The following is a 25201-nucleotide window of genomic DNA, read 5'->3' as shown; positions in this document are numbered from 1 at the left end:
GCAGGCCCGGACCGGACCGCCGACTCCTGCGTACGAGGCCGGGGAGACCACATCGCTCGAGGGCACCGTGGTGTTCGAGGACACCGCGTCGGAGACCGTCACCACCGCCGCGTTCGCGGCCATCGCCTTCGAGGCCACCGCGCTCGAGGACACCGCGTTCACCGGCTACACCGACGTCGACGCCGTGACAGCGCTCGACACACAGGCCACCGGCGCCTACTCCCCGGACGCCGATCCCACCGCGACCGCCGCCCTGGCGACCGCGACGACCGGCCCCGGCCCGGGCAGGGAACTCGACCCGCTCGACCGCATCCACGTCGGTCAGCGGGTGGGCGATTTCGATCTGCTCACCGGGCTGGGGCGCGGCGCGTTCGCACGGGTGTTCCTGGCCAGGCAGCGCTCGATGCAACGACTGGTCGCGGTGAAGATCTCCGCAGATCACGGCACCGAGGCGCAGACGCTGGCCCAGCTCGACCACGACTACATCGTGCGCGTATTCGATCAGCGGCTGATGGATGCCCAGCGTGGTTCCGGGGCGGCGACGCGGCGGCTGCGCCTGCTGTACATGCAGTTCCTGCCGGGTGGCACGCTGCTGAGCGTGCTGCGCTGGGTGCGCAACACCCGGCCCGCCGAGCGCGACGGCAAGCTGCTACTGGCCGCGGTGGACGCGGCGATGGAGGAGAAGGGCGAGATCCGGCCCACCGATTCCAGCGTGCGCGCCGAGATCGCGGCGCTGAGCTGGCCGGAGACGGTCGCCTGGCTCGGTCGCCGGCTCGCCGAGGCGCTGGAGTACGCCGCCACCCACGAGGTGCTGCACAGGGACGTGAAACCGGCGAATGTGTTGCTGACCGCCGAGGCGGTCCCGAAGCTGGCCGATTTCAACATCAGTTTCAGCCGCAATGTGTCCGGTGCCAGCCCGGTCGCCTACTTCGGCGGCTCGCTGTCCTACATGTCGCCCGAGCAACTCGAGGCCTGTCATCCCGGGCGGGCTCGTTCGGCGGCCGATCTGGATACCCGGGCGGACATCTTCTCCCTCGGCGTGGTGCTGTGGGAGTTGCTCACCGGTGCCAAGCCCTTCGACGACTCCACCGCGGGCGTCGGTGAGCGCAGCGACGACACCACCCTCGAGGCGATGCTGGAGCGCCGCAGGCTCGGCGTGGACCCGGCCGCGCTGGAACGGGTACCGGCGGACTGCCCCGCCGCGTTGCGCCGGGTGCTGCTGACCTGCCTGGAGTCCGACCGCGAGAACCGGTGGGCCAGCGGCGAAGTGCTCGCCAAACAGCTCGATCTGTGCCTGGATCAGCGGGCCAGGGATCTGGTCGATCCCAAGCCGGGCAGCTGGCGGCTGCGGCTGCGGCCGTGGATCATCCCGGTGCTGGTGATCGCGATCGGGGTGCCGAATCTGCTCGCCTCGCTGTACAACATCCAGCACAACCAGACCCTCATCGTCTCCCGGATGGACGAGGAGGCCCAGCGCACCTTCCTGATCATCACCGGCATCGTGAACAGCGTCTTCTTCCCACTCGGATTCCTCGTGGTGGCCTACTTGTCGCGCTCGGTACTCGCGGTGCCGCGAGGTCTGCGCAAAGGCAGACGCTACGACGCGGAAACGCTGCGGAGAGCACGCAACGACGCGTTGCTGCTCGGCGAGCGCGCGGTGGTGATCCCGTTCGCGCTCTGGGTGCTGGCCGGGCTCACCTTCCCGCTCGCGCTGCAGTTGTCGACCGGCGGCATCACCGCGAACGCTGTCGTCCACTTCCTGGCCTCGCTGGTGGTCTGCGGCGCGATCGCGGCGTCGTATCCGTTCTTCCTGGCGACCTTCTACATCGTGCGCTGTATCTATCCGATCTTCCTGCGACACGGGGAGATCAGCGCGGGGGACGCGGTCCGGTTGCGAGCGCTGGACCGGCGCTGCAACGGTTACCTGGCGGTGGCCGCGTCGGTGCCGCTGCTGGCCGTGGCCGGGGTGACGTTCCTGCCGCCCGCCGACATCCCGCAGGTGATCGTCGCGGTACGTGTGCTGTCAGTCGGCGCCATCGTCGCCTTCGTGGGGTCGTATCTGCTGTTCCGTGCGCTGGAGGCCGACCTGCACGCCCTCGAGCGGGTGGTCGCGCCCGATTCGATCCACCGCGACACCGACCGTTCCGGTCCCGCGGAACCGCGCTCGTGACCGATCCGGTCGCCGACGCCCTCGCCCGGTTCGACAGGCAGTGGCGCGAGTGTCTTCGCGAGGGCGGCGAGCCGCCCAGCCCGGCCGATTTCGTCCCCCACGGAGATCATGTCCACCGCGCGGCCTTGATCGCTCTCATCCGCGCCGACCTGCGCGAGCGCGGCGCTCGTCCCGGACTCGCCAAGAGCATCGACGAGTACCGCCGCGATTTCCCCGAACTGTTGTCCGACACCTCCGCGCTCGTCGACCTGCTGCCCGAGTACTCGTCCGGCCCGGCGGGCTCGGGCTCGGGCTCGGACTCGGGCTCGGGCTCGGATCAGGACCCCACCGCGTACGCCGTCTCCGGTGACGCGACCACTCGCACGTCCCCCGGTCGCTCCCTGATCGAATCGGCGACCGGGGCGAGTGCGTGGTCGACGCCTCGGGATTCCCGGGAACGAACAGTCGCCGTCCCGGCCGATTCGCCCAGCGCGACCCCACGCCCCGCCGATACGCCCGCAACGGTCCCGAGCGCGGCCGACTCGACGGTCACGGGGGTCGGCCCGGCGGATACCCGAGCGGTGGACGCGGGGCCGAAGACCGCGTCGTCCCTGTCGGCGCCCGGGGCGGCGGACGCGGCGTCGGTACCGAGAGTCGAAGACATCGCCCATGTGCGCCCGGGTGATCGCATCGACGATTTCGAATTGCGCACCGAACTGGGTACCGGCGCCTCCGGCCGGGTCTTCCTCGCCAGACAGATCTCCATGCAGCGCCTGGTCGCGTTGCGGCTGACCGACCGGGCCGAGGGGATGCCGCGCCCGATGGCCCGGTTCGACCATCCGCACATCGTGCGTGTCTTCGATCAGCGGCTGTCCGGCGCGGACACCGCCGCCCTGGTGTGGATGCAGTACCTGCCCGGCGGCACCGCCGAAGGAGTGCTCGCACTGCGCAGGCGATGTCGCGAACCGGCGAGCGGCGCGTTGCTGCTCGCGGCGGTCGACGCCGCGATGGAGGCGAAAGGCGAGATCCCCCCGGCGAATTCGCCTGTCCGCCGCGCGCTGGCCGCGCTCAGCTGGCCGGAGACGGTCGCATGGATCGGCCGGGGCCTGGCCACTGCCCTCGACTACGCGACCCGGCACGGCACCGCGCATCGCGCCATCACACCCGCGAATATCGTGTTCACCGCCGAAGGCGTCCCGAAGCTGGCCGATTTCGCCCTGCCGTCCGTCCACCCGGTGCGCTCCGGCCTCGACAGCGACGATGGCCTCGTGAGCGACGATGGCCTCGTGAGCGACGATGGCCTCGACAGCGACGATGCCGCGCGGGCCACACCGCCGTCCGCCGACACCGATCCCGCGACGTGGTCGACCACCTCACCCGATCAGTCCGGGAACGACCTGGACCGGCCCCGGTCGTCCCCACGCGAGTCGCCGCCGATGCCAGAACTCGACGCCCAGGGCGATATCCACGCACTCGGCGTCGTGCTGTGGGAACTGCTCACCGGTGAATCCCCGCGCCCCGCGCAACATCCCGATGCCGAGCAGGCACCGACGGGCCGGACCCGAGTGGCCGGGGCGGACCTCGCCGAGCGGGTGCCCGCCGACTGCCCGCCCGCGCTGCGCCGGGTGCTGTCGACCTGTCTGGAACCCGATCCGCGGCGTCGCTGGGCGGATGCCGCGACCCTCGCCCGGCAACTGGATCTGTGCCTGGATCAGCGGGCCAGAGATCTGGTGGACCCACCCCCGGACAGCTGGCGGCGGCGGTTGCGGCCGTGGCGGGTGCCGCTGGTGGCCGCCGCGGTGGCGGTGCCGAACCTGCTGGCCTCGCTGTACAACATCGACCACAACCGCGCCCTGGTCACCGGACGGCTCTCGCAGCGGACCCAGGACCTGTTCGCCGTGTCGACGCTGATCACGAACGTGCTGTTCTTCGGGCTGGCCGCGATCATGCTGACCTACTGGTCGCGCCTGGTCGTCACGGTCCCGAGCGGGCTGAGCCGGGGTGGGGAGTACACACCCGGGGAGCTGGCGCGGGCGCGCAGGGCGGCGATCCTGCTGGGAGATCGCAGTGTGCTGGTCGCCTTCGCCTTCTGGATGATCAGCGCCGCCACCTACCCGGTGGGGGTGGCGCTGGCCGGGGAGGATCTCGCGCCGCACGCCTTCGCGCATTTCCTGGCCTCGCACGCGGTGTGCGGGGCGATCGCGCTGGCGTATCCGTTCTTCCTGGTCGGCTTCTACATCGTGCGCTGCGTGTATCCGATGCTGCTCGGGCACGGCGCCCCCGGCGCGGCGGATGTGGCGCTGCTGCGCGGATTGCAGCGGCGCTGCGTGGGATATCTCCTGGTGGCGGCGTCGATTCCGTTGCTGGCTGTCGCGGGCGTGACCTTGCTTCCGGTCGCCGACATCGGACAGATCATCGTGGCGGTGCGGGTGCTGTGCATCGGCAGCATCGTGATGTTCGTGGCCAGCTATCTGCTGTTCCGCACGATCGAACGCGACCTGGCCGCGCTGGAACGGGTGATGACGCCGCCGCTGGACACCGGCGCCCTCACCGTTCGGGTGTGAGGCTCAGGCCCCGCCGTACACCTTCGGATTCAGGGTGCCGATGTAGGGCAGGTCGCGGTAGCGCTCGGCGTAGTCCAGGCCGTAACCGACGACGAATTCGTTGGGGATGTCGAAGCCGACATGGGCGACCTCCACCTGGGTGCGCAGCGCGTCGGGCTTGCGCAGCAGGGTGACCACTTCCAGCGAGGCCGGGTTGCGGGTGGACAGGTTGCGCATCAGCCACGACAGCGTCAGGCCGGAGTCGATGATGTCCTCGACGATCAGCACATTGCGGCCCGCGATGTCCTTGTCCAGGTCCTTCATGATCCGCACCACGCCCGACGACGAGGTGGACGACCCGTAGGAGGAGACGGCCATGAATTCCATCTGGGTCGGAATCGGCAGCGCCTTGGCCAGGTCGGTCATGAAGAAGATGGCGCCTTTGAGCACGCCGACCAGCAGCAGGTCGTCCGCGGAGGAGCCCTCCGGGTAGCGCTTGGCGATCAGCTCGGCCAGCTCACCGGTCTTGGCGGCGATCTGTTCCTCGGTGATCAGCACCGATGCGATGTCGTCCCCGTACACGTGTAATGGTTTCCCTTCCCTGTGTTCGCGGCACGTTCACCGCGCGGGCGATCGGTCGTGCCTGCGCAGTGTCAGCCTGCCACGTTCGCGCGCGGCAACCAACCTCGCCCGGGCTGTGCCTCCCCCCACAGCCACGCCGCCCTGGCCGCGCCAGTCGACGATCAGCGCGTCGACGGCGTGCAGATGCTTGCCGGTCAGGGCATTGGCGCCACCGGCCAGCAGCCAGGTCCGCAACGCCCGCCGTCGCAGCGCGGCGGGCGCCGTGGCGAGGATCTCGACCGACAGCGCGCCCGTATCATCGCTCGCCCGCTCCAGCAACTCGGCGGCGAGCGCGTCGAGGACCGCGGAATCCTCGCGCAGCTGGGCGCCGGTGCGGGCCAGCGCCTCGGCCACCCCGCCGCCGAGCACGTCCTCGAGTAGCGGCAGAACCTCGGTGCGCAGCCGCACCCTGGTGAACTCCGCGCTCGCGTTGTGCGGATCGTCGTACGGGACCAGCCCGAGATCCGCGCACAGCCGGCGCGTGTCGGCGCGACGCACACCGAGCAGGGGCCTGCCCCACGGCGCGGCGTAGGGGGCCATGCCCTGGATGGAACGGGCGCCGGAGCCTCGGGCCAGCCCGAGCAGCACGGTTTCGGCCTGATCGTCGAGGGTGTGCCCGAGCAGAACCGGGCAGCCGGCGCGAGCGGATTCGAGCGCGGCGTAGCGGGCGGTTCGGGCAGCGGCTTCCGGACCGCCCTCGGTGCCGACCCGGACCGGAAGTACCCGGACGTCGCGAACGCCCAGGGTGCGGGCGGTGGCGGCCGCCTCGGCGGCCACCTGGTCGGAGCCCGCCTGCAACCCGTGGTCGACGACGAGCGCGTCCACCGCGAGATCTCGCGTGCCCGCTTCCACGACCGTCGCGGCGGTCAGCGCCAGCGAGTCGGGCCCCCCGGACAGGCCGACCGCGACCGCGGAGGTGTCCGCGGGCAGGAACTCGGCCAGCCAGGACCGCACGGCATGGCGTAGGACCAGTGCCGCCGGGGTCTCCGGCAAGCGGAGGGGCGCGCCGCTCACGCCGCGCTACTCGACCGAGCTGCCGTGCGAGGCGAAGCCACCGGGCGAGACCGCCGAGCGCACGGCGATCCGCGGCCTCGGGCATCGGGTCGGGTCATCCGAGCACTCGGGCGATCCACCGGTCCGGATCCTCGATCTCCGCTGTGCGGGGCAGAGTCGTCGCGTCGGTCCACACCGCGTTGAACTCGACGACCCCGACCCGGCCGACCACGTGATCGACGAATGCCTTGCCCCGCACGTATTGGGCGATCTTGGCGTCCATGCCCAGCAGTGCCCGCAGCAGCCGCTGGACCGGATTGGCCGGGCGTTGCCTGCGCAGGTCGAAAGCCGCGCGGATCTGGGCGACGGTCGGGACCACGGCGGGGCCGACCGCGTCCATCACGTGGTCGGCGTGCCCTTCCAGCAGCGTGCCGAGCATCAGCAGACGGTCGAGCGCCTCACGCTGCGGCGGCGCCTGGCTCGCGCGCAGCAGGCCGAGTACACCGCGCGCGGCCGGATCCTCGGAGACCACGCCGCGCCTGCGGTCGCGCACCTCGTCGAGCAGCCGCGAGAGCATCTGGGTCACGGTGTCGTCGCCGATGTCGCCGAACACATCGACGGTGTCGCGCATGTAGCCGGCCAGCCACGGCGCGGAGGAGAACTGCACCCGGTGGGTGACCTCGTGCAGGCACACCCACAGCCGGAAGTCGCTGGGCGAGACACGCAGGGTGCGTTCCACCGCGACGATGTTCGGCGCGACCAGCAGCAGCGTGCCGTCCGGCCCGGTGAAGGGGTCGTATTGGCCGAGGATGGCGGTGGACAGGAACGCCAGCATCGCGCCCGCCTGCACCCCCGCGGGCTTGCCCGTGATCTTGGCCTGCAAGCCGCTCGGCCGGGGGGCCGGACCGGTGAGTACGGCCATCGAGTCGGCGGCCGCGCTGATCCAGCCGGGCCGGTCCACGATCCTGGCCTCGGGGACGGGCTGGTCGTCGAGCAGCCCGCTCACCTCCCGCACCGGCTGCTCGGCGCGCACCGACGCCGCGGCGAGTTCGGCGACCACCTGCTCGGCGGCCGCTCGGGTCGTGCTCGGTCCGGCCGGGACCAGGGCGGCGCCGGTGCGCGCGGCCAGTCGCCAGTCGACCGGCGCGGACAGGCCCGATCCGCGCGCGCCGGGCCCGGTCGGCCCCGAGTCCGCGGCCGTCGTCTCTTCTGCCCCGTCAGCGCCTTCGAACATCGTCAACCACCCGTCACGAGCATCCACAGTTGCGTAATGTGCGCGCGATGGCGTCCAGCGCCGGTCGGCTCACCTCCGGCGGCCGATCGTTCGACATCAACGCGAAGGTCAGCACCCGTCCATCTCTGTCGAGCACATACCCGGCCAACGTGCTGGCAACCGTGAGAGTTCCGGTCTTGGCGCGCACCCAGCCCGCGCCCTCCCGGTTCTGCTGCACATAGCGCGAGCTCAGCGAGCCGGTCGCGCCCGCGACCGGCAGCGCGTCCAGCAGCGGGGTGAGCGCGGCGTGGTCGGTTCCCCGATCCGCGCCGCTCCCGGCCGTGGTGGTGGCGCCGTCCTCGTCGGCGCTCTCGGGGATCTCGCCCCCGGCCGCGGCGGCGGCGGCCAGGATGTCGTCGAGCAGCCGGGCGGGCAGGCGGTCGTCGGTCGACAGGCCGCTGGAGTCGTGCAGCACCACACCGGTCAGATCGAAGCCGGCGCCCTCGAGGGTGGCGCGCACCGCGGCGACCGCGCCGGTGAAGGACGGCTCGTGGCCGGTGGCCAGCGCGATCTCGCGGCCGATGGTCTCGGCGAGCACATTGTCCGAGTGCAGCATCATCGCGTGCAGGCGATCGCGCAGCGGCGCCGAACGCACCGAGGCCACCTCCGCGGCCGCGGGATCAGCGGTTCCGGTGCGCACCCGATTCGGGTCAAGTCCCAGGGCGGCGGCCAGCGTGCGGCCCACGTCCAGCGCCGGGGTGGTGGTGCGCGGGGAGTACTCGACCAGCGCCTCGGCGCGGCCGCCGTCGATCATCACCGCTTCGATCGGCGCGATCGACCCCTGCGGGACGTCGATGTCTTCCCAGCCCTGCGCCATCGTCGGACCGGCGTACAGCGAGGTGTCCACCACGATGGTGTCGACCGCGCGGCCCGCCGACCGGATCTGGCCGACCAGATCCGACAGTCGAGCCGAATTCGGGTAGTACCCCTTGCCGTCGGGCTGCGCGGTGAGCGTCGGGTCACCGCCGCCGACGAGCACCAGTTCGTTCGGCGCCGCGCCCGCGACGACCTTGGTGACCACCCGGTGGTCGGCGGGCAGCGCGAGCAGCGCGGCCGCGGTGGTGAGGATCTTGTTCGTCGAGGACGGGATGCGGGCTTCGTCGGCGTCGGAGCTCCACAGGGTCGTCCCGGTCTCGGCGTCGGTGACCACGCCGGAGAAATCGCCGAGGTCGGGGCTGGTGATCGGCTGGGCCAGCGCGGCGGTCACCCCGGCCGGAGTGGGCGCGCCGTTGTCGTCGGCGGGCTGCAACCGGGGGAGGGCCCGCACCGGCGCGGGTGATTCGGCGATGGTCAGTTTGCCGTGCCGGAATTCCGGAGTCCACGGCCGCACCACCAGCAATGCCGTGCCCGCCAGCAGCGCGATCACGGCGAAGGTCGTGACCACCGTGATCCACAGGCGTCTGCGGCCGCGGGAGGCCGAGTCGCCGATCGTCTTGTCGTTCCCAACCACGTGCCCGTCGTCTCCCTGACTCCACCCACCGCGCACCCGCCCGGCGCACCCGTATCCGCACCACCCACACTATCGGTGTTCGGCTACCGTTCTCCCCGACAGTCGCCGCGAGTCGGCAGCGCGCCTGCTCGCGCACCCAGCTCGCGCACCCGGATGCAGCACAGAAGGAGATGGCGTGGAGTTCGACGTCACCATCGAGATCCCGAAGGGCTCTCGCAACAAGTACGAGGTCGATCACGAGACCGGCCGGGTCCGTCTCGACCGCTTCCTCTACACGTCGATGGCCTATCCCGCCGACTACGGCTTCATCGAGAACACCCTCGGTGAGGACGGCGACCCGCTGGACGCGCTGGTCCTGCTGCCGGACTCGGTGTTCCCCGGTGTGATCGTCGAGGCCCGTCCGGTCGCGATGTACAAGATGGAGGACGAGGCAGGCGGCGACGCCAAGGTGCTGTGCGTGCCCGCGGGCGACCCCCGCTGGGACCACATCCAGGACCTCGCCGACGTCCCGGAGTTCGAGCTGGCCGCGATCAAGCACTTCTTCGAGCGCTACAAGGATCTGGAGCCGGGCAAGTACGTGAAGGGCTCGGAGTGGGTCGGTCGCGCCGAGGCCGAGGCCGAGGTCACCGCTTCCTTCCGGCGTCTGGAGGAGAAGGGCGGCCACTGAGCTGTCCTGCGCGACGAACGGCGAAAGGGACGTCCGGCACGGTGCCGGACGTCCCTTTCCTTTCGGCCGAGCACGGCGGTGGGGGAACCGTGCTCGGTGGTCGAGTGGTCTGTCGGGAGAGCGGGGATCAGTAGTAGATGTAGAGGTCCCAGCCGTCCCAGTTCTCGATGCACTCCCAGTAGTAGCCGCCGGTGCTCGGCGAGACGCCGTCGGCGCGGCAGGCTTCCAGGGTGGCGTAGGTGCCGATGTAGGTGCCGCCGTAGTAGGCGGCCTCGTAGGTGGTCTCGATCGGCGCGGCGGCGGTGGCGGTCGCGGCCGTCGACACCCCGGCGACGGTCGCGGTGGCCAGCGCGGCGGCGGCGATGAAGGACTTGATGCGCATGTCGTTGCTCCTCGTGTGTTCTCGCCGAGATGGTGATCCCGGCTTGCTGAGAACAACATTAGGGAGCGAAAAGGCCCTGCACAGGCACCCCAAGGTGGCGTTCGGGCACACCCTGGCGGTACTCACCGACCCCACCCTCGGACGGCCCCCGGACCACCCCGCGGTCCCCCGTCCCCGGTGTCGCCCGCACGTCGCCGAACACGCAGCGAGCCCGCCGGAGAGACCCGGCGGGCTCGGTGCGCGACCCGCGCACCGGCTTTCCGGCGCGCGAAAACCTCAGCGGCCCTTGAACTCCGGGGCACGCTTCGCGAAGACGGCCTGGATGGCCTCGGTCAGATCCTCCGACGGCAGGAACGCCGCGTTCCATGCCGAGACGTAGCGCAGGCCCTCGGCGATGTCGTTCACGCGCCGCTGTTCGAGCACGTCCTTGGCGCCCTGGACGACCAGCGGCGGGTTGGCGGCGATCTCGTTCGCCAGCGCGTGCGCGGCCTCGAGCAGCGCTTCGGGGTCCGGATACACGTCGTTGACCAGGCCGATCTTCTCCGCTCGCGCGGCGTCGATGTCCTTGCCGGTATAGGTCAGCTCGCGCAGGTGGCCCTCGCCGATGATGCCGGGCAGGCGCTGCAGCGAGCCCACGTCGGCGACGATGGCGACCTTTGCCTCGCGGATGCTGAACTTTGCCTCGGCGCTGGCGAGCCGGATGTCGGCGGCCGAGATCAGGTCGACGCCGCCGCCGATGCACCAGCCCGCCACCGCGGCGATGACCGGCTTGGAGCAGTCGGCGACCGAGTTGATCGAGGCCTGCATCCTGCGGACCTCCTTGAGGAAGTCGGTGCGCGGCGCGGCCAGCGCCCGGTCGGCCAGCAACTGGCCGAAGGTGCCCGACATCGCAGGCAGGTCCAGCCCGAAGGAGAAGTGCTTGCCGCTGCCGGTGAGGACCACCGCGCGTACCTGCGGGTCGGCGTCGAGTTGGGCGAAGATCTCGGGGAGCTCCCGCCAGAAGTCCGGTCCCATCGCGTTGCCCTTGCCGGGGCCGGTCAAGGTCACCCGGGCGACATGACCGTCGATCTCGACGGTGAAAGCCTGCCAATCAGTCATCCGCCCAGCGTATCGGCTGCCTGACGGCGTACAAACGCGACTCCCGCACCCACGGACTTCCGCACCCACGCCATTCCGTGGCCGGATTTTCCCTCCCGCGTGGCTCGAATCCGTGAGACCCCACGGCGCCGGGCATATCCGCCGAGGTCAGCGCGACGATCCGAGGATCACGGGCGAGCGCGGGACGGCACAGGGTTCGCCCAGGACCACGGCAACCGGCGTAGCTTTCGTGATGTGAGTGAAGTACCCCCGCCCGAGACGGGCCTGAAAGTCCCCGACGACGTCAGCGGCATCACCGCCGACCAGTACCGGGCGTCGATGCGGCACTACCCGGCCGGCGTCACCGTCGTCACCCTCGACTCGGCGACCGGGCCGGTGGGCTTCACCGCGACCTCGTTCGCGTCGCTGTCGCTGGCGCCGCCGCTGGTGTCGTTCAACATCGCGCACACTTCCTCGAGCCTGACGGCCCTGCTGGCCGCCGAGTCGGTGGTGATCCACTTCCTCGGCGAGCACCAGCGCCACATCGCGCAGCGCTTCTCCCGCGAAGCCGCCGAGCGCTTCTCCGACACCTCGCTGTGGACGACGCTCGACAGCGGCGAGCCGGTCCTGCACGGCACCCCCATCTGGGTGCGCGCGGCGGTGCACCAGCGCATCGCGATCGGCGATCACACGATCTTCATCGGCCTGGTCACCCGCGTGCACGACGAGACCGGCGAGCGTCCCGCGGCATCACCGCTGCTGTACTACAACGGCCGCTACCACCGTCCCTCCGAGCTGGAGGGCTGAGCACCGAGCCTCCGCGCCGGGGTCGCCGAGCCCGCGCTCACCGCGTCCGAGCGGACGGCGGCCAGGTCGTCGCCCGTCGCCCGGAGAACCCCGTCACCGAGGAGGGTTGCCGACCGGCGAGCCGGGAATCCGCGCCGAGGCCCAGGACACGACCCGCCCCTCGCGGACCTGTGATCTTCGTATCGAACCACCAGGTCGCGAGGCGTTTTCCGAGGATGTCACGGGTACCGTGACGGGGGGCCACCCTGCTGTTTGCCATTCGGTAACCCCACTGTGGGACAACGGGTGCGCGCAAGGATCACGAACGCGAACCGTTTTCAGGAGAGGCAGGCAGGACGTGATGCTCCACCCACAGGTCGATGCGGCGACCGAGACGGCGCCGCAGGAGCCGGGGGCACAGCCCGACCCGCTCTCGCGCGCACGATACGCACCCGCGCCGCGCACGCTGGTCGACGTCCTCGACGCCACCATCGCCACGCACCCGGACGCACCCGCGATCGACGACGGTGACACCGTCCTGTCCTACGCCGAACTGCACGGCGAGATAACCACTCGCACAGCGGAACTCGTCGCCGCCGGAGTCCGTCGCGGCGATCGGGTCGGCATCAGGATGCCCTCGGGCAGCCGCGATCTCTACATCACGATTCTCGCCGCCCTCCACGCGGGCGCGGCCTACGTCCCGGTCGACGCCGACGATCCCGAGGAGCGCGCGACCCTCGTCTTCGGCGAGGCCGGCGTCCGGGTCCTGGTCACCGGTTCCGGGATCGAACGATTCGGCGCCACGTCCGGCGACACCACCGCGGGCGACGCATCGGCGCCCCCTGCCCTCGACGACGACGCCTGGATCATCTTCACCTCCGGCTCCACCGGCACCCCGAAGGGCGTGGCCGTCACCCACCGCAGCGCCGCGGCTTTCGTCGACGCCGAGGCGCGGCTGTTCCTGCGAGACGCGCCGATCGGCCCGGGCGACCGCGTGCTGGCCGGTCTGTCGGTGGCCTTCGACGCCTCCTGCGAGGAGATGTGGCTGGCCTGGCGGCACGGCGCGTGCCTGGTTCCCGCGCCGCGCACGCTGGTGCGCACCGGCGCGGATCTGGGTCCGTGGCTGGTGCGCCGCGAGATCAGCGTGGTCTCGACGGTGCCGACGCTGGCCGCGACCTGGCCGCCGGAAGCGCTCGAAGCCGTGCGTCTGCTGATCTTCGGCGGCGAGGCCGTGCCGCCGGAACTCGCCGAGCGGGTCGTGCGCGAGGACGACATCGGCCGCGAGGTGTGGAACACCTACGGCCCCACCGAGGCGACCGTGGTGGCCTGCGCGGCGCCGCTGACCGGCGAGGGCCCGGTCCGCATCGGCCTGCCCCTGGACGGCTGGGATCTCGCGGTGGTCGACGCCCAGGGCAATCCGGTCGGGGAGGGTGAATCCGGCGAACTCGTCATCGGCGGTGTCGGCCTGGCCCGCTATCTCGATCCGGCCAAGGACGCCGAGAAGTACGCCCCGGCACCGCGTCTGGGCTGGGACCGCGCGTACCGCAGCGGCGATATGGTGCGCAACGAGGCCGAGGGCCTGGTCTTCCTCGGACGCGCCGACGACCAGATCAAGCTGGGCGGCCGCCGCATCGAACTGGGCGAGATCGACAACGCGCTGCAGCATCTGCCCGGTGTCACCGCCGCCGCTGCCGCGATCCGAACGACCAAGGCGGGCAACAAGATCCTCATCGGCTACCTCACCGGCCCGGACCAGGACTACGACCTGCACGCGGCCCGCGAGATCCTGGCCGGACAGCTGCCCGCGCCGCTGGTGCCGCGACTGGCCGTGGTCGAGGACATGCCGACCCGCACCTCCGGCAAGGTGGACCGCGGCGCCCTGCCCTGGCCGTTGCCGAAACGCGAAGCCGACGACGACGGCAGGCTCTCCGAGACGGCCCGCTGGGTCGCCGCGCAGTGGGACGCCATCCTCGGCGCCGAGGTCGGCGGTCCCGACGCCGACTTCTTCGACCTCGGCGGCGGCTCCCTGGCGGCCGCGCAACTGGTCACCGCGCTGCGCGAGCGCTACCCCACCGTGGCCGTCGCGGACCTCTACGACCATCCCCGTTTCGGCGCGCTGGTGACCTTCCTGGAGCAGTCCGCACCCGCCGCGGCGGTCGAAACGCGCACGGTCGCACCGACCCCGCGCCGCGCCCAGCTCGTCCAGCTGCTGGCGACGGTGCCGCTGACCACGCTGACCGGCCTGCAGTGGTTCACCTGGCTGGCCATCGTCGGCAATGTCGCGGCCTGGTCGCATTCGCTGCCCTGGCTGCCCCGGCTGTCGTGGTGGTGGGCGTTGCTGGCGTTCCTGATGTTCATCACCCCGATCGGCCGGATGACGCTGTGCGTGCTCGGCGCGCGACTGCTCTTGCGCGGCGTGCGGCCGGGCAGCTATCCGCGCGGCGGCTCGGTGCACCTGCGGCTGTGGGCGGCGGTGCGGTTGTCGGAAGCCAGCGGGGCGGAGAGCCTGTCCGGTGCGCCGTTCATGGTGCCGTTCGCGCGCGCGCTCGGCGCCCGGGTCGGCAGGGGCGTGGATCTGCACACCCTGCCGCCGGTGACCGGCATGCTCGAACTCGGCGACGGCGCCTGTGTGGAACCCGAGGTCGACCTGTCCGGATACTGGATCGACGGCGACATCGTGCACATCGGCCCGATCGAGGTCGGCGCGGGCGCGGTGGTCGGCTCACGCTCGATCGTGATGCCCGGCGCCAGAATCGGCAAGGGCGCCGAGATCGCGCCCGGCTCGGCGGTGGCGGGCAGGATCAAGGGCGGGCAGGAGTGGGCGGGCTCGCCCGCGGTGAAGGTGGGCAAGGCCCGCCATCGGTGGCCGGAGCAGGCACCCGCCCGCGCCAGGCACTGGATCGTCGTCTTCGCGCTGACCTCGATGGGGCTGGCGTCGTTGCCCGTGCTGGCGCTGGTCGCGGGCGCGGGCTGGCTGGCCTGGTGCGTGCGCGACACCACCACCCTCGAGGACGCGCTGCTCGGCGCGTACGGGGCGCTGCCGCCCGCGGTGCTGATCACGCTGGCCGTGTACGCGGGCGCCACGATCGCACTGGTCCGGCTGTTCTCCATCGGCCTGACCGAGGGTTACCACCCGGTGCGCAGCCGGATCGGCTGGCAGGCCTGGGCCACCGAACGGCTGCTCGACGGCGCGCGCACCTTCCTGTTCCCGCTCTACGCGAGCCTGATCACCCCGATCTGGCTGCGACTGCTGGGCGCGAAGGTCGGCAAGCACGTGGAGGCCTCCACGGTGCTGCTGTTGCCCAAGTTCACCACCGTCGCCGACGGCGCGTTCCTGGCCGACGACACCATGATCGCCGGCTACGAACTCGGCGGCGGCTGGCTGCGCATCGGCGAGGCCAAGGTCGGAAAGCGCGCCTTCCTCGGTAATTCCGGGATGACCGCGCCCGGCCGCCGGGTGCCGAAGAACGGTCTGGTCGCGGTGCTCTCGGCCGCGCCCTCCAAGGCCAAGGCTGGCTCGTCCTGGGTGGGCAGCCCGCCGGTGCGGTTGCGCCGCGCCGCCGAATCCGCCGACAGCCGACGCACTTTCGATCCCTCGCCGGGGCTGAAGGTGGCGCGCGCCTTCGTGGAGACCTGCCGACTGATTCCGGTCGTGGTGACCTTCGCCATCGGCCTGGGCGTGTTGTTCGCGCTGGCGTGGCTGGCCAGGACCTTCGGCCATCCGGTCGCCGCGCTGCTGAGCGGGGTGACCTTGCTGGTCGCGGGCGCGCTGGCCTGCGCCACCGCGGTGGCGGCGAAATGGCTTCTGGTGGGTCGGATCCGGGCCGAGGAACATCCGTTGTGGAGTTCGTTCGTGTGGCGCAACGAGGTTTCCGACACCTTCGTCGAGACCGTCGCCGCGCCCTGGTTCGCCCGCGCCGCGACCGGCACCGCGGTGCTCAATCTGTGGCTTCGCGGACTCGGCGCGAAGATCGGCCGCGGGGTATGGTGCGAATCCTATTGGCTTCCGGAGGCTGATCTGGTGACCCTCGGCGACGGCGCGACAGTGGAGCGCGGCTGCGTGGTGCAGACCCATCTGTTCCACGACCGCATCATGGCCATGGACACCGTCGTCCTGGCACCGGGCGCCACCCTCGGCCCGCACTGCGTCGCCCTGCCCGCCTCGACGATCGGCGCGGGCGCCACCGTCGGCCCGGCCTCGCTGGTCATGCGTGGTGACACCGTGCCCGCGTCCACCAGCTGGTGGGGCAATCCGATCGCGCCGTGGGCACGCCCGCGCCCGGAAGCCTCCGCGCCGGAGCCGGGACGCTGATGGGTGGCAAGGCGGCAGGCGGCAAGTTCTCGACCGGGGAGAAGTTCTACGACGACCCCATCGACGACTATCTCCCGCAGAACGGCAACCGCGGCTACCGGGTCTCGCGCTACGAGCTGGAGCTGATCTACAAAGTCGCGAGCAACCGGCTCAGCGGGCGCGCCGAGATCACCGCGGTGACCACCTCGGTGCGGCCGCGCTACGCCCTCGATCTGACGCAGTCGCTGAGCGTGTCGAAGGTGTTCGTCAACGGCGCCAAGGCCGCCCGCTACACCCATCGCGACGGCAAACTGGTCTTCACCCCGCAACAGCGGGTGCCCGCGGGCGGGGTGCTCTCGGTGACGGTGCTCTACGCGGGCACGCCCCGGCCGGTGCGCGGCCCGTGGGGTGAGGTCGGCTGGGAGGAACTCACCGAGGGCGCGCTGATCGCCAGCCAGCCCAACGGCGCCGCGTCCTGGTTCCCCTGTGACGATCACCCCAGTTCCAAAGCCAGTTACCGCATCTCGATCACCACCGACAGCCCCTACTTCGCGCTGGCCAACGGCGAGCTGGTGCGCAAGCTGACCAAGGCCAGCCAGACGACGTGGGTCTACGAGCAGGCCGAGCCCATGTCGAGCTACCTGGCGACCATCCAGATCGGCCCCTACCGCAAGCATCGGATCGGCTCCTCGCAGTCCCCGGTGCCCATGCACGCGGTCCTGCCGCCCCGCCTGCGCAGCGCCTTCGACCACGACTTCGGCCGCCAGCAGCACATGATGGAGGTCTTCGTCGAGGCGTTCGGTCCCTATCCCTTCGCCGCCTACACCGTCGTGGTCACCGACGACGAACTCGAGATCCCCATCGAGGCACAGGGCATCTCGGTCTTCGGCGCCAATCACTGCGACGGCAGACGGGGTTCGGAACGACTGGTCGCCCACGAGCTCGCCCACCAGTGGTTCGGCAACAGCCTCACCATCCGGCAGTGGCGCGACATCTGGCTGCACGAGGGTTTCGCCTGTTACGCCGAATGGCTGTGGTCGGAGGCCTCCGGCGGGCCGAGCGCGGACCGGATGGCCCGCGCCGCCCGGCACAATCTGTCGCGCGAACCGCAGGACATCCTGCTCGGCGACCCCGGCCCGGTGCTCATGTTCGACGACCGGATATACAAGCGCGGCGCGCTGACCCTGCACGCGCTGCGCATCGAACTGGGCGATGTCGCGTTCTTCGATCTGCTCAGGGAGTGGACCCGTCGCTATCGGCACTCCTCGGTCACCACCGAGGAGTTCACCGATCTGGCCGGGCATTACAGCCGGCTGCCGCTGCGCCCGCTGTGGGATGTGTGGCTGGGCGAACTCGCCTTGCCCGAACTCCCGCCGCGCGGCGGGACGGGCGCCCGGGCGTTCCGATAGCACACGCTGCTGTCACAGGTGTGGCGTCAGGGCACCAGGTCAGAACACCAGATAGCGTTCGGCCAGCTCCTCGATCAGCGGGTCGCCGTCGGGCACGCTGTCGAGGGCGTCCAGATCGGCTTCCACGGCGATGCGGCGCGGATCGTCCTGTTCGGTGTCGGGCGGCCCGTCCTCTCGCAGTTGCCGCACCAGCTTCGCGCGCACCCGCTCCCGGAGCGTGTCGCCCTCGTCGACGGCGAATTCGTGGTCAAGGCCACTGCCCGCGAACGCCTGGCCGTCGATCGCGTCGGGGTCGGCGGCAGGGTCCTCGGACCGGGAGTCGAGGGAATCCATCATGGACGAGCGGTCCTTCCTACACGGGAGTGAGCCAGGTCCCCCACGGGGTGTTGCGCAGTACCGCGTACCCGGCGATGAACGCGAAGATCGACAACGTGACGGCACGGTCGATAGCGGGCAGCCGAGGGCCCTGGCCGCGCCCGGCCCGGATCGCCCAGTCCACGACGAACCAGAAGAACAGCACGATCAGCGGCAGCGCGAGCAGATTGCTGTGCAACGAATCGAGCACGCGGCCGTCGGTGAGGTTGTGCACCGCGCGCATCCCGCCGCAGCCGGGGCAGTACACCCCGAACAGGCCCCAGGTCGGGCAGATGCCGTAGGAGTTCTCGACATGCGGGTCACGCACGTGCAGCAACACCAGCGCGCCCACGCCCGCCGCGCCGGTCAGCAGCGGCAGGCTCAGCGATTTCCAGCCGCCCCCGGCCTCCCGGGCCGGTCCCCCCGCGGCTTCCCACGGCCGCGGTTGCGATGACGGGAAGGCAAGGCGTTCGCGGGGGTTGTCCACCTCACCCACGGTAGCCGGGTGCCCGGGCCGGGCGCCACCGACCGTGAGCGTCCCGAAACCGCGCCGCCGCGACGCTCTCGACTCTGTAACGGTCGGCGCACGACTGGTAGCACCGTTGCCCCACGCCCCGATAGTCAGCTGGAGAACGCCATCGGAGCACCGGACGAATTGTGGCCGGGCAGGAAATTTCAACAGACCGATTATCGGGTATCCCAGTATCCAGGTCAGGTTTTCCGAGACCGAGCGCTTGCACTAGCAAGCACCCGTGCTCGCGCGGTACCGTGACCACAGACACAAAGGAGTGTGCGATGCTGGTGACGTCGATGAAGACCCTGGCGGGGGTGCGTGATGCCGAGCCGCTGACCGCTGCCTACCGGGCCGCGCTGCGGTCGCGGAAGTATTCGACGCCCGCGCTGAACAAGCCGAGCACACCGTCGGAGAAGACCCGCGTCACCACTGTCGACGGCGCGCGCCTGCGGGTGCGCAGCTACGGTCCGGCCGACGGCGACGTCATCGTGCTCATCCACGGCTGGAGCTGCTGCATCGAGTACTGGAACCCGCAGATCGACGCGCTGGCCGAACGGTTCCGGGTCGTCGCCTACGACCAGCGTGGGCACGGCGAGTCCAGCCTCGGCCGGGTCGCGCCCAGCGAGCAGACTCTCGCCGACGATCTGCACACCGTCCTCGACGCCACCCTGCCGCGCGGCCGCCGCGCCGTGCTCGTCGGGCACAGTATGGGCGGTCTCACCGTGCAGGCCTGGGCCGCGCGCTATCCCGACCAGGTCGCCGAGCGTGCCGCCTCGGTCGTGCTCGCCAACACCGCCGCCCAGAACATCCGCGGCGAAACCGATCTCATCCCGCTGCTGAACAAGCCCCTGGTGGTGGGCGACAGGCCGATCACCCTGCTCGGCCGCGACCTGCGGCTGCCGCTCGTCGTCGGCGAGACCTTGCTGTCGGCTCCCGTACCGATGCCGGGCGGACCGCTGCTGAGCCCGTTGCTCCACAGCGCGATGCGCGGCCGGGTGGTGGGCAAGCACGCCACCGCCGACGAGGTCGCCTTCGCGATGAACATCGTCCGGTCGTGCCGTCCGCTGACCCGCGGCCTGCACGCGGCGGCGCTGGCCCTCATGCACCTCGGCGATGCGGCCAAGCACATCACGGTGCCGACCACGGTCATCTCCGGGCTGCACGACAAACTGCTGCCGGAGCGGATGAACCGCCCGATCGTGGACGCGCTGCGTTCCACGGGCTCACTGGCCGACTACCAGATCTGGCCGACCGGGCATCTGGTCAATGTCGAGGCCGCCGACCGGTTCAACGACGAACTGATCCGTATCGCCTCGGGCGCCCATCAGACCCGGGCCGACGCGGTCTGACCCGGTGGACGGCGAGGTCGGCACCGCCCCGCTCCGACGAACGAGGCATGGTCGCGCGGCCTCGGCGTCACACCGGGCGACAGTCCCCGCCATCGATATGTGTGTGGCCTTCACCGACATGTTCGTGCCGCCGCACCACGGCGTCAGCGGGGTGCGAGCAGCTTCTTCAGCAACGGGTCGAGCAGCCCGTCCGGCAGCCGGTGCATCAGTGACCGGCTGAGGTCGGCCTTCACCGAATACCGCCTGCGCGGGCGCGCGGTGGTGGCCGCCTGCCACACCACCTCGGCGAGGATCCGCGGGTCGTTGGCGCTCGCGTTCTCCTTCTCGGCCATCGCGCCCACCTTGCCGATCAGTTCGGCGAAATAGGTCGAGTTCTGCTTCGCCTTGTCGAAGGTGGCGCGGATGCCCTCGACCATCGTGGTGCGGAACGGGCCCGGCTGCACCGTGCTGACCGGGATGTCGAGGAACATCAGTTCACGGCGCAGCGCGTCGGAGTAGGCCTCGATCGCGTGCTTGGTCATGGCGTAAGGGCCGTTGAGCATGAGCGCCTTCTGCCAGCCGGTCTCGGAGCTGATCGTGATCACTCGCCCGCGGGCGCGCCGGATCAGCGGGAACGCCGCCTTGACCACCCGGTAAGTGCCCAGCACATTGACGTCGAAGATCCGCCGCATATCCTCTTCGGCGACCTCGACCAGCGGACCGGTGAACATCATTCCGGCGAAGGTCACCACGGCGTCGATCCCACCCGGCGCGTGCTCCTCGGCGGCTTTCAGCGCCGCCGCGACCGACGCCGAGTCGGTCACGTCCAGCTCGAGGGGAATCAGATTCGGCGCGGGCCGCGGTGGGCGCAGGTCGGCGGCCAGCACCCGCCAGCCCCGGTCGGCGAACAGTTCGGCGGTCGCGCCGCCGAGGCCACCGCCCGCGCCGGTGATCAGCACGGTCTTCTTCGTCATCGCTTGATCCTTCGTCGTTTCGGGGGCCACGGTAGGGGCCCGGTGCCGGCGGTTCCGCCGGCAGGGGGCGGTGGAGGTGCGGAGAGTCGGTCGGTGCGAGGTCCCGGTCCAGCGGCGGTCGGTCGGTACGCGACAAGCCCGTCACTGCGCCCGGGTCCGTCAGTACGTGGCGGTCCGTCAGGACGTGGCGGTCCGTCAGTGCGCGGCGAGCTGGTCGGGGCGGGCCAGCACGCAGACGGTCCGGTCGTAGATAGTGGGCATGCACTTGTTGCAGTGCGTGCACAACGACTTGGTCTTCTCCTCCTGCTGGATGCGCAGCAGCAGATCGGGCTGGCGCAACAGGGCGCGAGCCATGGCGACGAACTCGAAGCCTTCGTCCATCGCCAGTTGCATGGTCTCGGCGTTGGTGATCCCGCCGAGCAGGACCAGCGGCATCGTCAGTTCGTGGCGGAACTGGCGGGCCAGATCCAGCATGTACGCCTCGCGGTAGGGGAATTCGCGCAGGAAGAACCGGCCGCCCAGGCGCATGCCCCAGCTCATCGGCGGCGGGAACGCCTTGGCGAACTCCTTGCGCGGGGCGTCGCCGTGGAACAGGTACATCGGATTGAGCAGCGAGCTGCCGATGGTGAGCTCCAGCGCGTCGAGGGTGCCGTCCTCCTCCAGCCAACGGCCGATCTGCAGGCTCTCCTCGATGTGCAGGCCGCCGGGCGCGCCGTCGTCCATGCTCAGCTTGGCCAGCACCGCGATCCGGCCACCGACCGCTTCGCGCACGGCCTGCGCGACCTCGCGGGCCAGCCGGGCGCGATTGGCCAGGCTGCCGCCGTAGGAATCGCGACGACGGTTGAGCAGCGGGCTGAAGAACGCGCTGACCAGGTAGTTGTGGCCGAAGTGCAACTCGACGGCGTCGAAACCGGCTTCCTCGGCGGTGCGCGCGGCGGCGGCGAAATCGCGCACCACCCTGGCCAATTCGGCCGCGTCGGGCTTGTGCGCCCGGGCCATGCCGAGCGGGTTGAAGAATCCGCTGGGAGCCAGGGCGGGCAGACGGTTGGACGCGGAATTCGCCACCGGACCGGCGTGGCCGATCTGCGCGCTCGCGGCAGCGCCCTCGGCGTGGATGGCGGCGGTCAGTTTCCGCAGGCCGGGCACCGCTTCCGGGCGCATGTAGATCTGGTGGCGATCGGTGCGGCCTTCCGGGGCGACCGCGCAGTAGGCCACCGTGGACATGCCGACGCCGCCGCGCGAGGGGGCGCGGTGGTATTCGATGAGATCGTCGGTGACCAGCGCGTCCGGGGTGCGGCCTTCGAAGGTGGCGGCCTTGATCACCCTGTTGCGCAAGGTGATCGGCCCGAGCTGGGCGGGGGTGAATACCTGGTTCATCGTTTCTCCAGAGGCGGTGATCATCGGTCCGCAGCGGCGGGGATCAGTGGTCCGCGGGCGTGCACAGGCCCGCGGTGACGAATTCGCGCAATGTCGTGACCGCGCGCGGGGACAGGATGCGGTCGTCGGCGAGCGGGGCGCCGAACCGGCCGAGAATCAGCTCGAAGGCGAGCAGCCAGCGCGCACGCGCCTCGCGCTCGGTCACCCACGGGCACTGCGCGCGCAGCAGCTCGACGAAGGGGTCGAGGGTGAACCAGCGCGCCGACCAGCCCATGTCGCGGCGGGATTGCACCAGCCGGGTGAGTAACCGCAGGTGCAGCCGCCCGATCGGGTCGTCCGCCAGGGTCACCAGCGGTTCGATCACCGCGGCCACGCACTCGGCCACGGTGGCCGATCGCTGCGCGAGGCCGTCCATCGACGACTCCCACAGCGGCGCGAGCCTGCTCTGCAACAGCGCGACGACCAGCGCGTCCTTGGAACCGAAGTGGTAATGCACCGCGGCCGGATTGACCTCGGCCGCGGTGCACACCGCCCGGATGGAGACCTTCTCGTATCCCGACTCCAGCAGCAGCTGCTCGGCTGCCGACAGCAGCCGTTCACGGGTGTCGGACTCGGCTCGGCTCACCCATTGAGTAGAACACGTTTCAATCAGTGATTCAACAGGTGATCGAACCAGCGCCTCACGGGTACGCCAACACCTCCGCCCCGCGCTGACTCAGCAGCACCGACAGCGTCGAGATCTCCTGCTGCTGACCGTTGAGCATCGACAGCGCCCTAGCCCGCACGGCGGCCGAATCGGTGGCCTGGGCCCCCGCCGCCGCCATGTCCACGCCACCCTGGTGGTGCCGGATCATCAACTGCAGGAACAACACTTCCCGCGCCGGTCCGGGCGCGTGGTACAGGCGGGTCAGCTCCTCGTCGGACGCCATCCCGGCCATCCCCGAGACCGCCCCCGCCTCACCGTCACCGCCGTGTCCACCGTGCCCGTCGTGCGCGCCCTGCTCCACCGTCGGCTGCACGGGCGCGCCGACCAGCTCGAGCCAGCCGGTCAGCGTGCCGACCTCCCGCCACTGCGAGATGCGGATCTGCTCGGCGGCGGCCCGCACCTCGGGCGCGGCGTCCGGGCCGAGCATCTCCACCATGGTCAGCGCCTGCTGATGATGCGCCGACATCTGTTGCGCGAAGGCGATATCGGCGTCGGCGAGCATCACCTGCTCGCCGCCCGAGGCTCCCGCGCCGCCGTCGCCGCGAGCGAACCAGCCGATCAGCACTCCGGCAGCCACGCACACCATCGCTGCCGCGAGCGCCGCGACCCGCACCCGCCACGACCGCCGCTCATCGGTTCCGTCCGCCGCGCTCATCAGGCCTGGAACACCGACGGATCGAGCTGCAGCGCCATGAACCCGTTGTCCATGCACGCGACGTAGAGCTTGTCGTCGTGGAACTCCGGCGGCGAGAGACACCAGTCGGCGGACAGATCGCCGCCGAGCAGCCTGCTCTGGTCGTTGACGACGCCGTTGAGCGAGGTCTGCCCCTGGATCACCGCGCGCGCCAGCGCGATGGTGCCGATGACCGGCGGGCCGATGATCGACCCGAGGACCGCGTGCAGCGAGTTCGGCAACTGCAGATTCCTGCCGGTCTGAGCGGGCGGGTTGTAGTAGGCGACTTCCTTGAAGTGGTCCGGGTCGCGCACGTCGAACACCCGGATGCCGGACTGGATCCAACTGCACGCCATCAACCGCGGATCGTCGGGCCGATCCAGTCGGCAATAGTGCGCGTCATAGCCGAACGCGCCGTTGCCCGCCGAGCTGGAGGTCCAGCGGTCCTGGTGCTGGGGCAGATTGATCTCCAGCTTGGCGCTGGTGCGCCATTTCGGGTTCGCCCGGTCGGCGATGTCGAACAGCTTCACGCCGCCCGAACCGCCCTCGTCGACGGTGAACAGGTGCGGTTCGCCGGCGTAGGTGGCGTAGATGCTGTGCTGGTTGATGAAGCCGTCGGTCCAGAACTTCTGGCCGATGTGCGGCAGCGGGTGCCCGATCACGGTGCGCGGCACCCGGTTCTGCACGGCCGAGACGTCGATGATCGTCAGGCCGCCCAGATTCGCCAGGTACATGGTGTTGCCGTCGGGGGTGAAGCCCATGCCGTGCGCCTCGACGCCGGTGAGCCCGCCCCAGACCACCATCGGCTGGGTGGGATCGCTGATATCGACGGCGCTGACGTAGCCCGGCGCGACGCCCGAGGCCCAGTAGGTGTTGCCGTCCGGGGAGAAGTCACCCTCGTGGGTGGTGATCGGGATCGGCATGTTCAGCATGGATCCGGTCGTGGTGTTCAGCAGCCGGGGATGTGCGCAGTCCTGGGAGATGTCGTAGATCGACATGTACCCCGCGCCGACGATCATCCCGACACCGGTGGCCACGAGCAGGCCGCGACCCTCGTGCACCTTCATCGACTCCCAGGTGCCGCCGACCATGGCCGGTTCGGTGAGCACCGCGGTGCGGACCGGGTTGACCGGATCGCTGACGTCGACGACGTGCACGCCCGCGTCGGGGCCGAACAGGTTGGTCGGGAAGGTCGAGGCGATGTAGGCGCAGTTCTCGTAGGTCGGGCTCACCGGTCCGGCGCCGAGGCCCTGGTACTGCCCGACCAGGTCGATATTGCAGTTGTAGCCTGCCGTGCTGCGCCGGGACCTGCGGTCTTCGAGCGGCACCTCGCCCTGCAGCCCGGTCTCCACCTGGTCGCCGGGGCGGCAGTTCGCCTGGTCGACCGCGGTCGGCCAGACCCCGGTGAATTCGTCGAACCCCGGTGGGGGTTCGGCGGTGCCGACCGCCGAACCGGTGACCAGCAGGGCCACCGCCGCCAGGGCCGAACCCGCACGGGTGGTGACAGCGCGCCACCCCCGGGTCCGGCGGACCGTGACATCGTTGTCTCGTCCTCGGAACATCGTTCTCCTCGTTCAGTACCCCCACACCGGAAGACCCGATCGCTTACGGGCTTCCGCGCCACAGGGTGTTAT

20 protein-coding genes are annotated in these 25201 nt (G+C 70.7%); 7 read left to right on the top strand and 13 right to left on the bottom strand.

From position 1 onward, the window contains the following. Positions 1–184: 184 nt before the first annotated feature. Both IU449_RS14550 and IU449_RS14545 read left to right on the top strand, forming a co-directional pair. Positions 185–2170 carry a protein kinase domain-containing protein gene (locus tag IU449_RS14550; RefSeq protein WP_416382184.1) on the top strand — a complete coding sequence of 662 codons (1986 nt, stop codon included), beginning with the start codon at positions 185–187 and terminating at the stop codon, positions 2168–2170. Continuing rightward, on the top strand, positions 2167–4713 hold the full coding sequence (locus IU449_RS14545; protein ID WP_195002658.1) for a protein kinase: 2547 nt from the start codon (positions 2167–2169) through the stop codon (positions 4711–4713). The genes IU449_RS14550 and IU449_RS14545 overlap by 4 nt, the downstream gene beginning before the upstream one ends. A 3-nt stretch (positions 4714–4716) precedes the next feature. Here IU449_RS14545 and hpt read toward each other — a convergent pair whose 3' ends face one another. From hpt to IU449_RS14525, 4 genes are all read right to left on the bottom strand, one after another. Further along, a complete protein-coding gene (gene hpt / locus IU449_RS14540) occupies positions 4717–5274 on the bottom strand; it encodes a hypoxanthine phosphoribosyltransferase (RefSeq protein ID WP_195002657.1) in 558 nt (185 codons plus the stop codon). A gap of 36 nt (positions 5275–5310) precedes the next feature. After that, positions 5311–6327: a tRNA lysidine(34) synthetase TilS gene (gene tilS, locus IU449_RS14535; RefSeq protein ID WP_324188253.1), complete on the bottom strand. Its 1017-nt coding sequence runs from the start codon at positions 6325–6327 to the stop codon at positions 5311–5313. Between the two features lie 94 nt (positions 6328–6421). Further along, positions 6422–7540, bottom strand: a complete 1119-nt coding sequence (locus IU449_RS14530) for a zinc-dependent metalloprotease (RefSeq protein ID WP_195002656.1) — start codon at positions 7538–7540, stop codon at positions 6422–6424. A 13-nt stretch (positions 7541–7553) separates the two neighbouring features. Further along, positions 7554–9008, bottom strand: a complete 1455-nt coding sequence (locus IU449_RS14525) for a D-alanyl-D-alanine carboxypeptidase (RefSeq protein WP_195003197.1) — start codon at positions 9006–9008, stop codon at positions 7554–7556. 196 nt (positions 9009–9204) lie between these two features. Here IU449_RS14525 and IU449_RS14520 point away from each other — a divergent pair, with 196 nt between their 5' ends. Then, positions 9205–9696, top strand: coding sequence for an inorganic diphosphatase (locus IU449_RS14520; protein ID WP_195002655.1), 492 nt, complete (start codon positions 9205–9207; stop codon positions 9694–9696). Between the two features lie 127 nt (positions 9697–9823). Here the strand turns inward: IU449_RS14520 and IU449_RS14515 are convergent, their stop codons facing one another. Then, complete coding sequence (locus IU449_RS14515; RefSeq protein ID WP_195002654.1) at positions 9824–10078, bottom strand: hypothetical protein; 255 nt, start codon at positions 10076–10078, stop codon at positions 9824–9826. A gap of 276 nt (positions 10079–10354) precedes the next feature. Continuing rightward, complete coding sequence (locus IU449_RS14510) at positions 10355–11176, bottom strand: crotonase/enoyl-CoA hydratase family protein (protein WP_195002653.1); 822 nt, start codon at positions 11174–11176, stop codon at positions 10355–10357. 318 nt (positions 11177–11494) lie between these two features. On the opposite strand from IU449_RS14510, the gene IU449_RS14505 reads away from it, so the two are divergent. From IU449_RS14505 to IU449_RS14495, 3 genes are all read left to right on the top strand, one after another. Further along, positions 11495–11962: a flavin reductase family protein gene (locus IU449_RS14505; RefSeq protein ID WP_195003196.1), complete on the top strand. Its 468-nt coding sequence runs from the start codon at positions 11495–11497 to the stop codon at positions 11960–11962. Between the two features lie 340 nt (positions 11963–12302). Then, on the top strand, positions 12303–16253 hold the full coding sequence (locus tag IU449_RS14500) for a Pls/PosA family non-ribosomal peptide synthetase (RefSeq protein ID WP_195002652.1): 3951 nt from the start codon (positions 12303–12305) through the stop codon (positions 16251–16253). Further along, complete coding sequence (locus tag IU449_RS14495; protein ID WP_195003195.1) at positions 16253–17641, top strand: M1 family metallopeptidase; 1389 nt, start codon at positions 16253–16255, stop codon at positions 17639–17641. Before IU449_RS14500 ends, IU449_RS14495 begins: the two co-directional genes overlap by 1 nt. A 39-nt stretch (positions 17642–17680) precedes the next feature. On the opposite strand, the gene IU449_RS14490 is transcribed toward IU449_RS14495, so the two are convergent. Both IU449_RS14490 and IU449_RS14485 read right to left on the bottom strand, forming a co-directional pair. Further along, entirely contained in the window at positions 17681–17977 is a 297-nt protein-coding gene (locus IU449_RS14490) for a hypothetical protein (RefSeq protein ID WP_228805135.1), read from the bottom strand. 16 nt (positions 17978–17993) lie between these two features. Beyond that, complete coding sequence (locus tag IU449_RS14485) at positions 17994–18482, bottom strand: DUF2752 domain-containing protein (protein WP_195002651.1); 489 nt, start codon at positions 18480–18482, stop codon at positions 17994–17996. Positions 18483–18790: 308 nt separating this feature from the next. Here IU449_RS14485 and IU449_RS14480 point away from each other — a divergent pair, with 308 nt between their 5' ends. Then, positions 18791–19858, top strand: a complete 1068-nt coding sequence (locus IU449_RS14480) for an alpha/beta fold hydrolase (RefSeq protein WP_195002650.1) — start codon at positions 18791–18793, stop codon at positions 19856–19858. 143 nt (positions 19859–20001) lie between these two features. On the opposite strand, the gene IU449_RS14475 is transcribed toward IU449_RS14480, so the two are convergent. From IU449_RS14475 to IU449_RS14455, 5 genes are all read right to left on the bottom strand, one after another. Beyond that, complete coding sequence (locus tag IU449_RS14475) at positions 20002–20811, bottom strand: SDR family NAD(P)-dependent oxidoreductase (protein WP_195002649.1); 810 nt, start codon at positions 20809–20811, stop codon at positions 20002–20004. A gap of 195 nt (positions 20812–21006) precedes the next feature. Then, positions 21007–22188, bottom strand: coding sequence for an NADH:flavin oxidoreductase (locus IU449_RS14470; protein ID WP_195002648.1), 1182 nt, complete (start codon positions 22186–22188; stop codon positions 21007–21009). 43 nt (positions 22189–22231) lie between these two features. Further along, on the bottom strand, positions 22232–22813 hold the full coding sequence (locus tag IU449_RS14465; protein WP_195002647.1) for a TetR/AcrR family transcriptional regulator: 582 nt from the start codon (positions 22811–22813) through the stop codon (positions 22232–22234). A gap of 55 nt (positions 22814–22868) precedes the next feature. Beyond that, complete coding sequence (locus tag IU449_RS14460) at positions 22869–23549, bottom strand: DUF305 domain-containing protein (RefSeq protein ID WP_195002646.1); 681 nt, start codon at positions 23547–23549, stop codon at positions 22869–22871. Next, positions 23549–25129, bottom strand: a complete 1581-nt coding sequence (locus IU449_RS14455) for an LVIVD repeat-containing protein (protein WP_195002645.1) — start codon at positions 25127–25129, stop codon at positions 23549–23551. Before IU449_RS14455 ends, IU449_RS14460 begins: the two co-directional genes overlap by 1 nt. Positions 25130–25201 lie beyond the last annotated feature (72 nt).

It is taken from the genome of Nocardia higoensis (assembly GCF_015477835.1).
In the GTDB taxonomy this organism is placed as follows: Bacteria; Actinomycetota; Actinomycetes; order Mycobacteriales; family Mycobacteriaceae; genus Nocardia; species Nocardia higoensis_A.
Note: the sequence above shows the minus strand (reverse complement) of the source record. Positions and strands in the feature narration are given on the sequence as shown.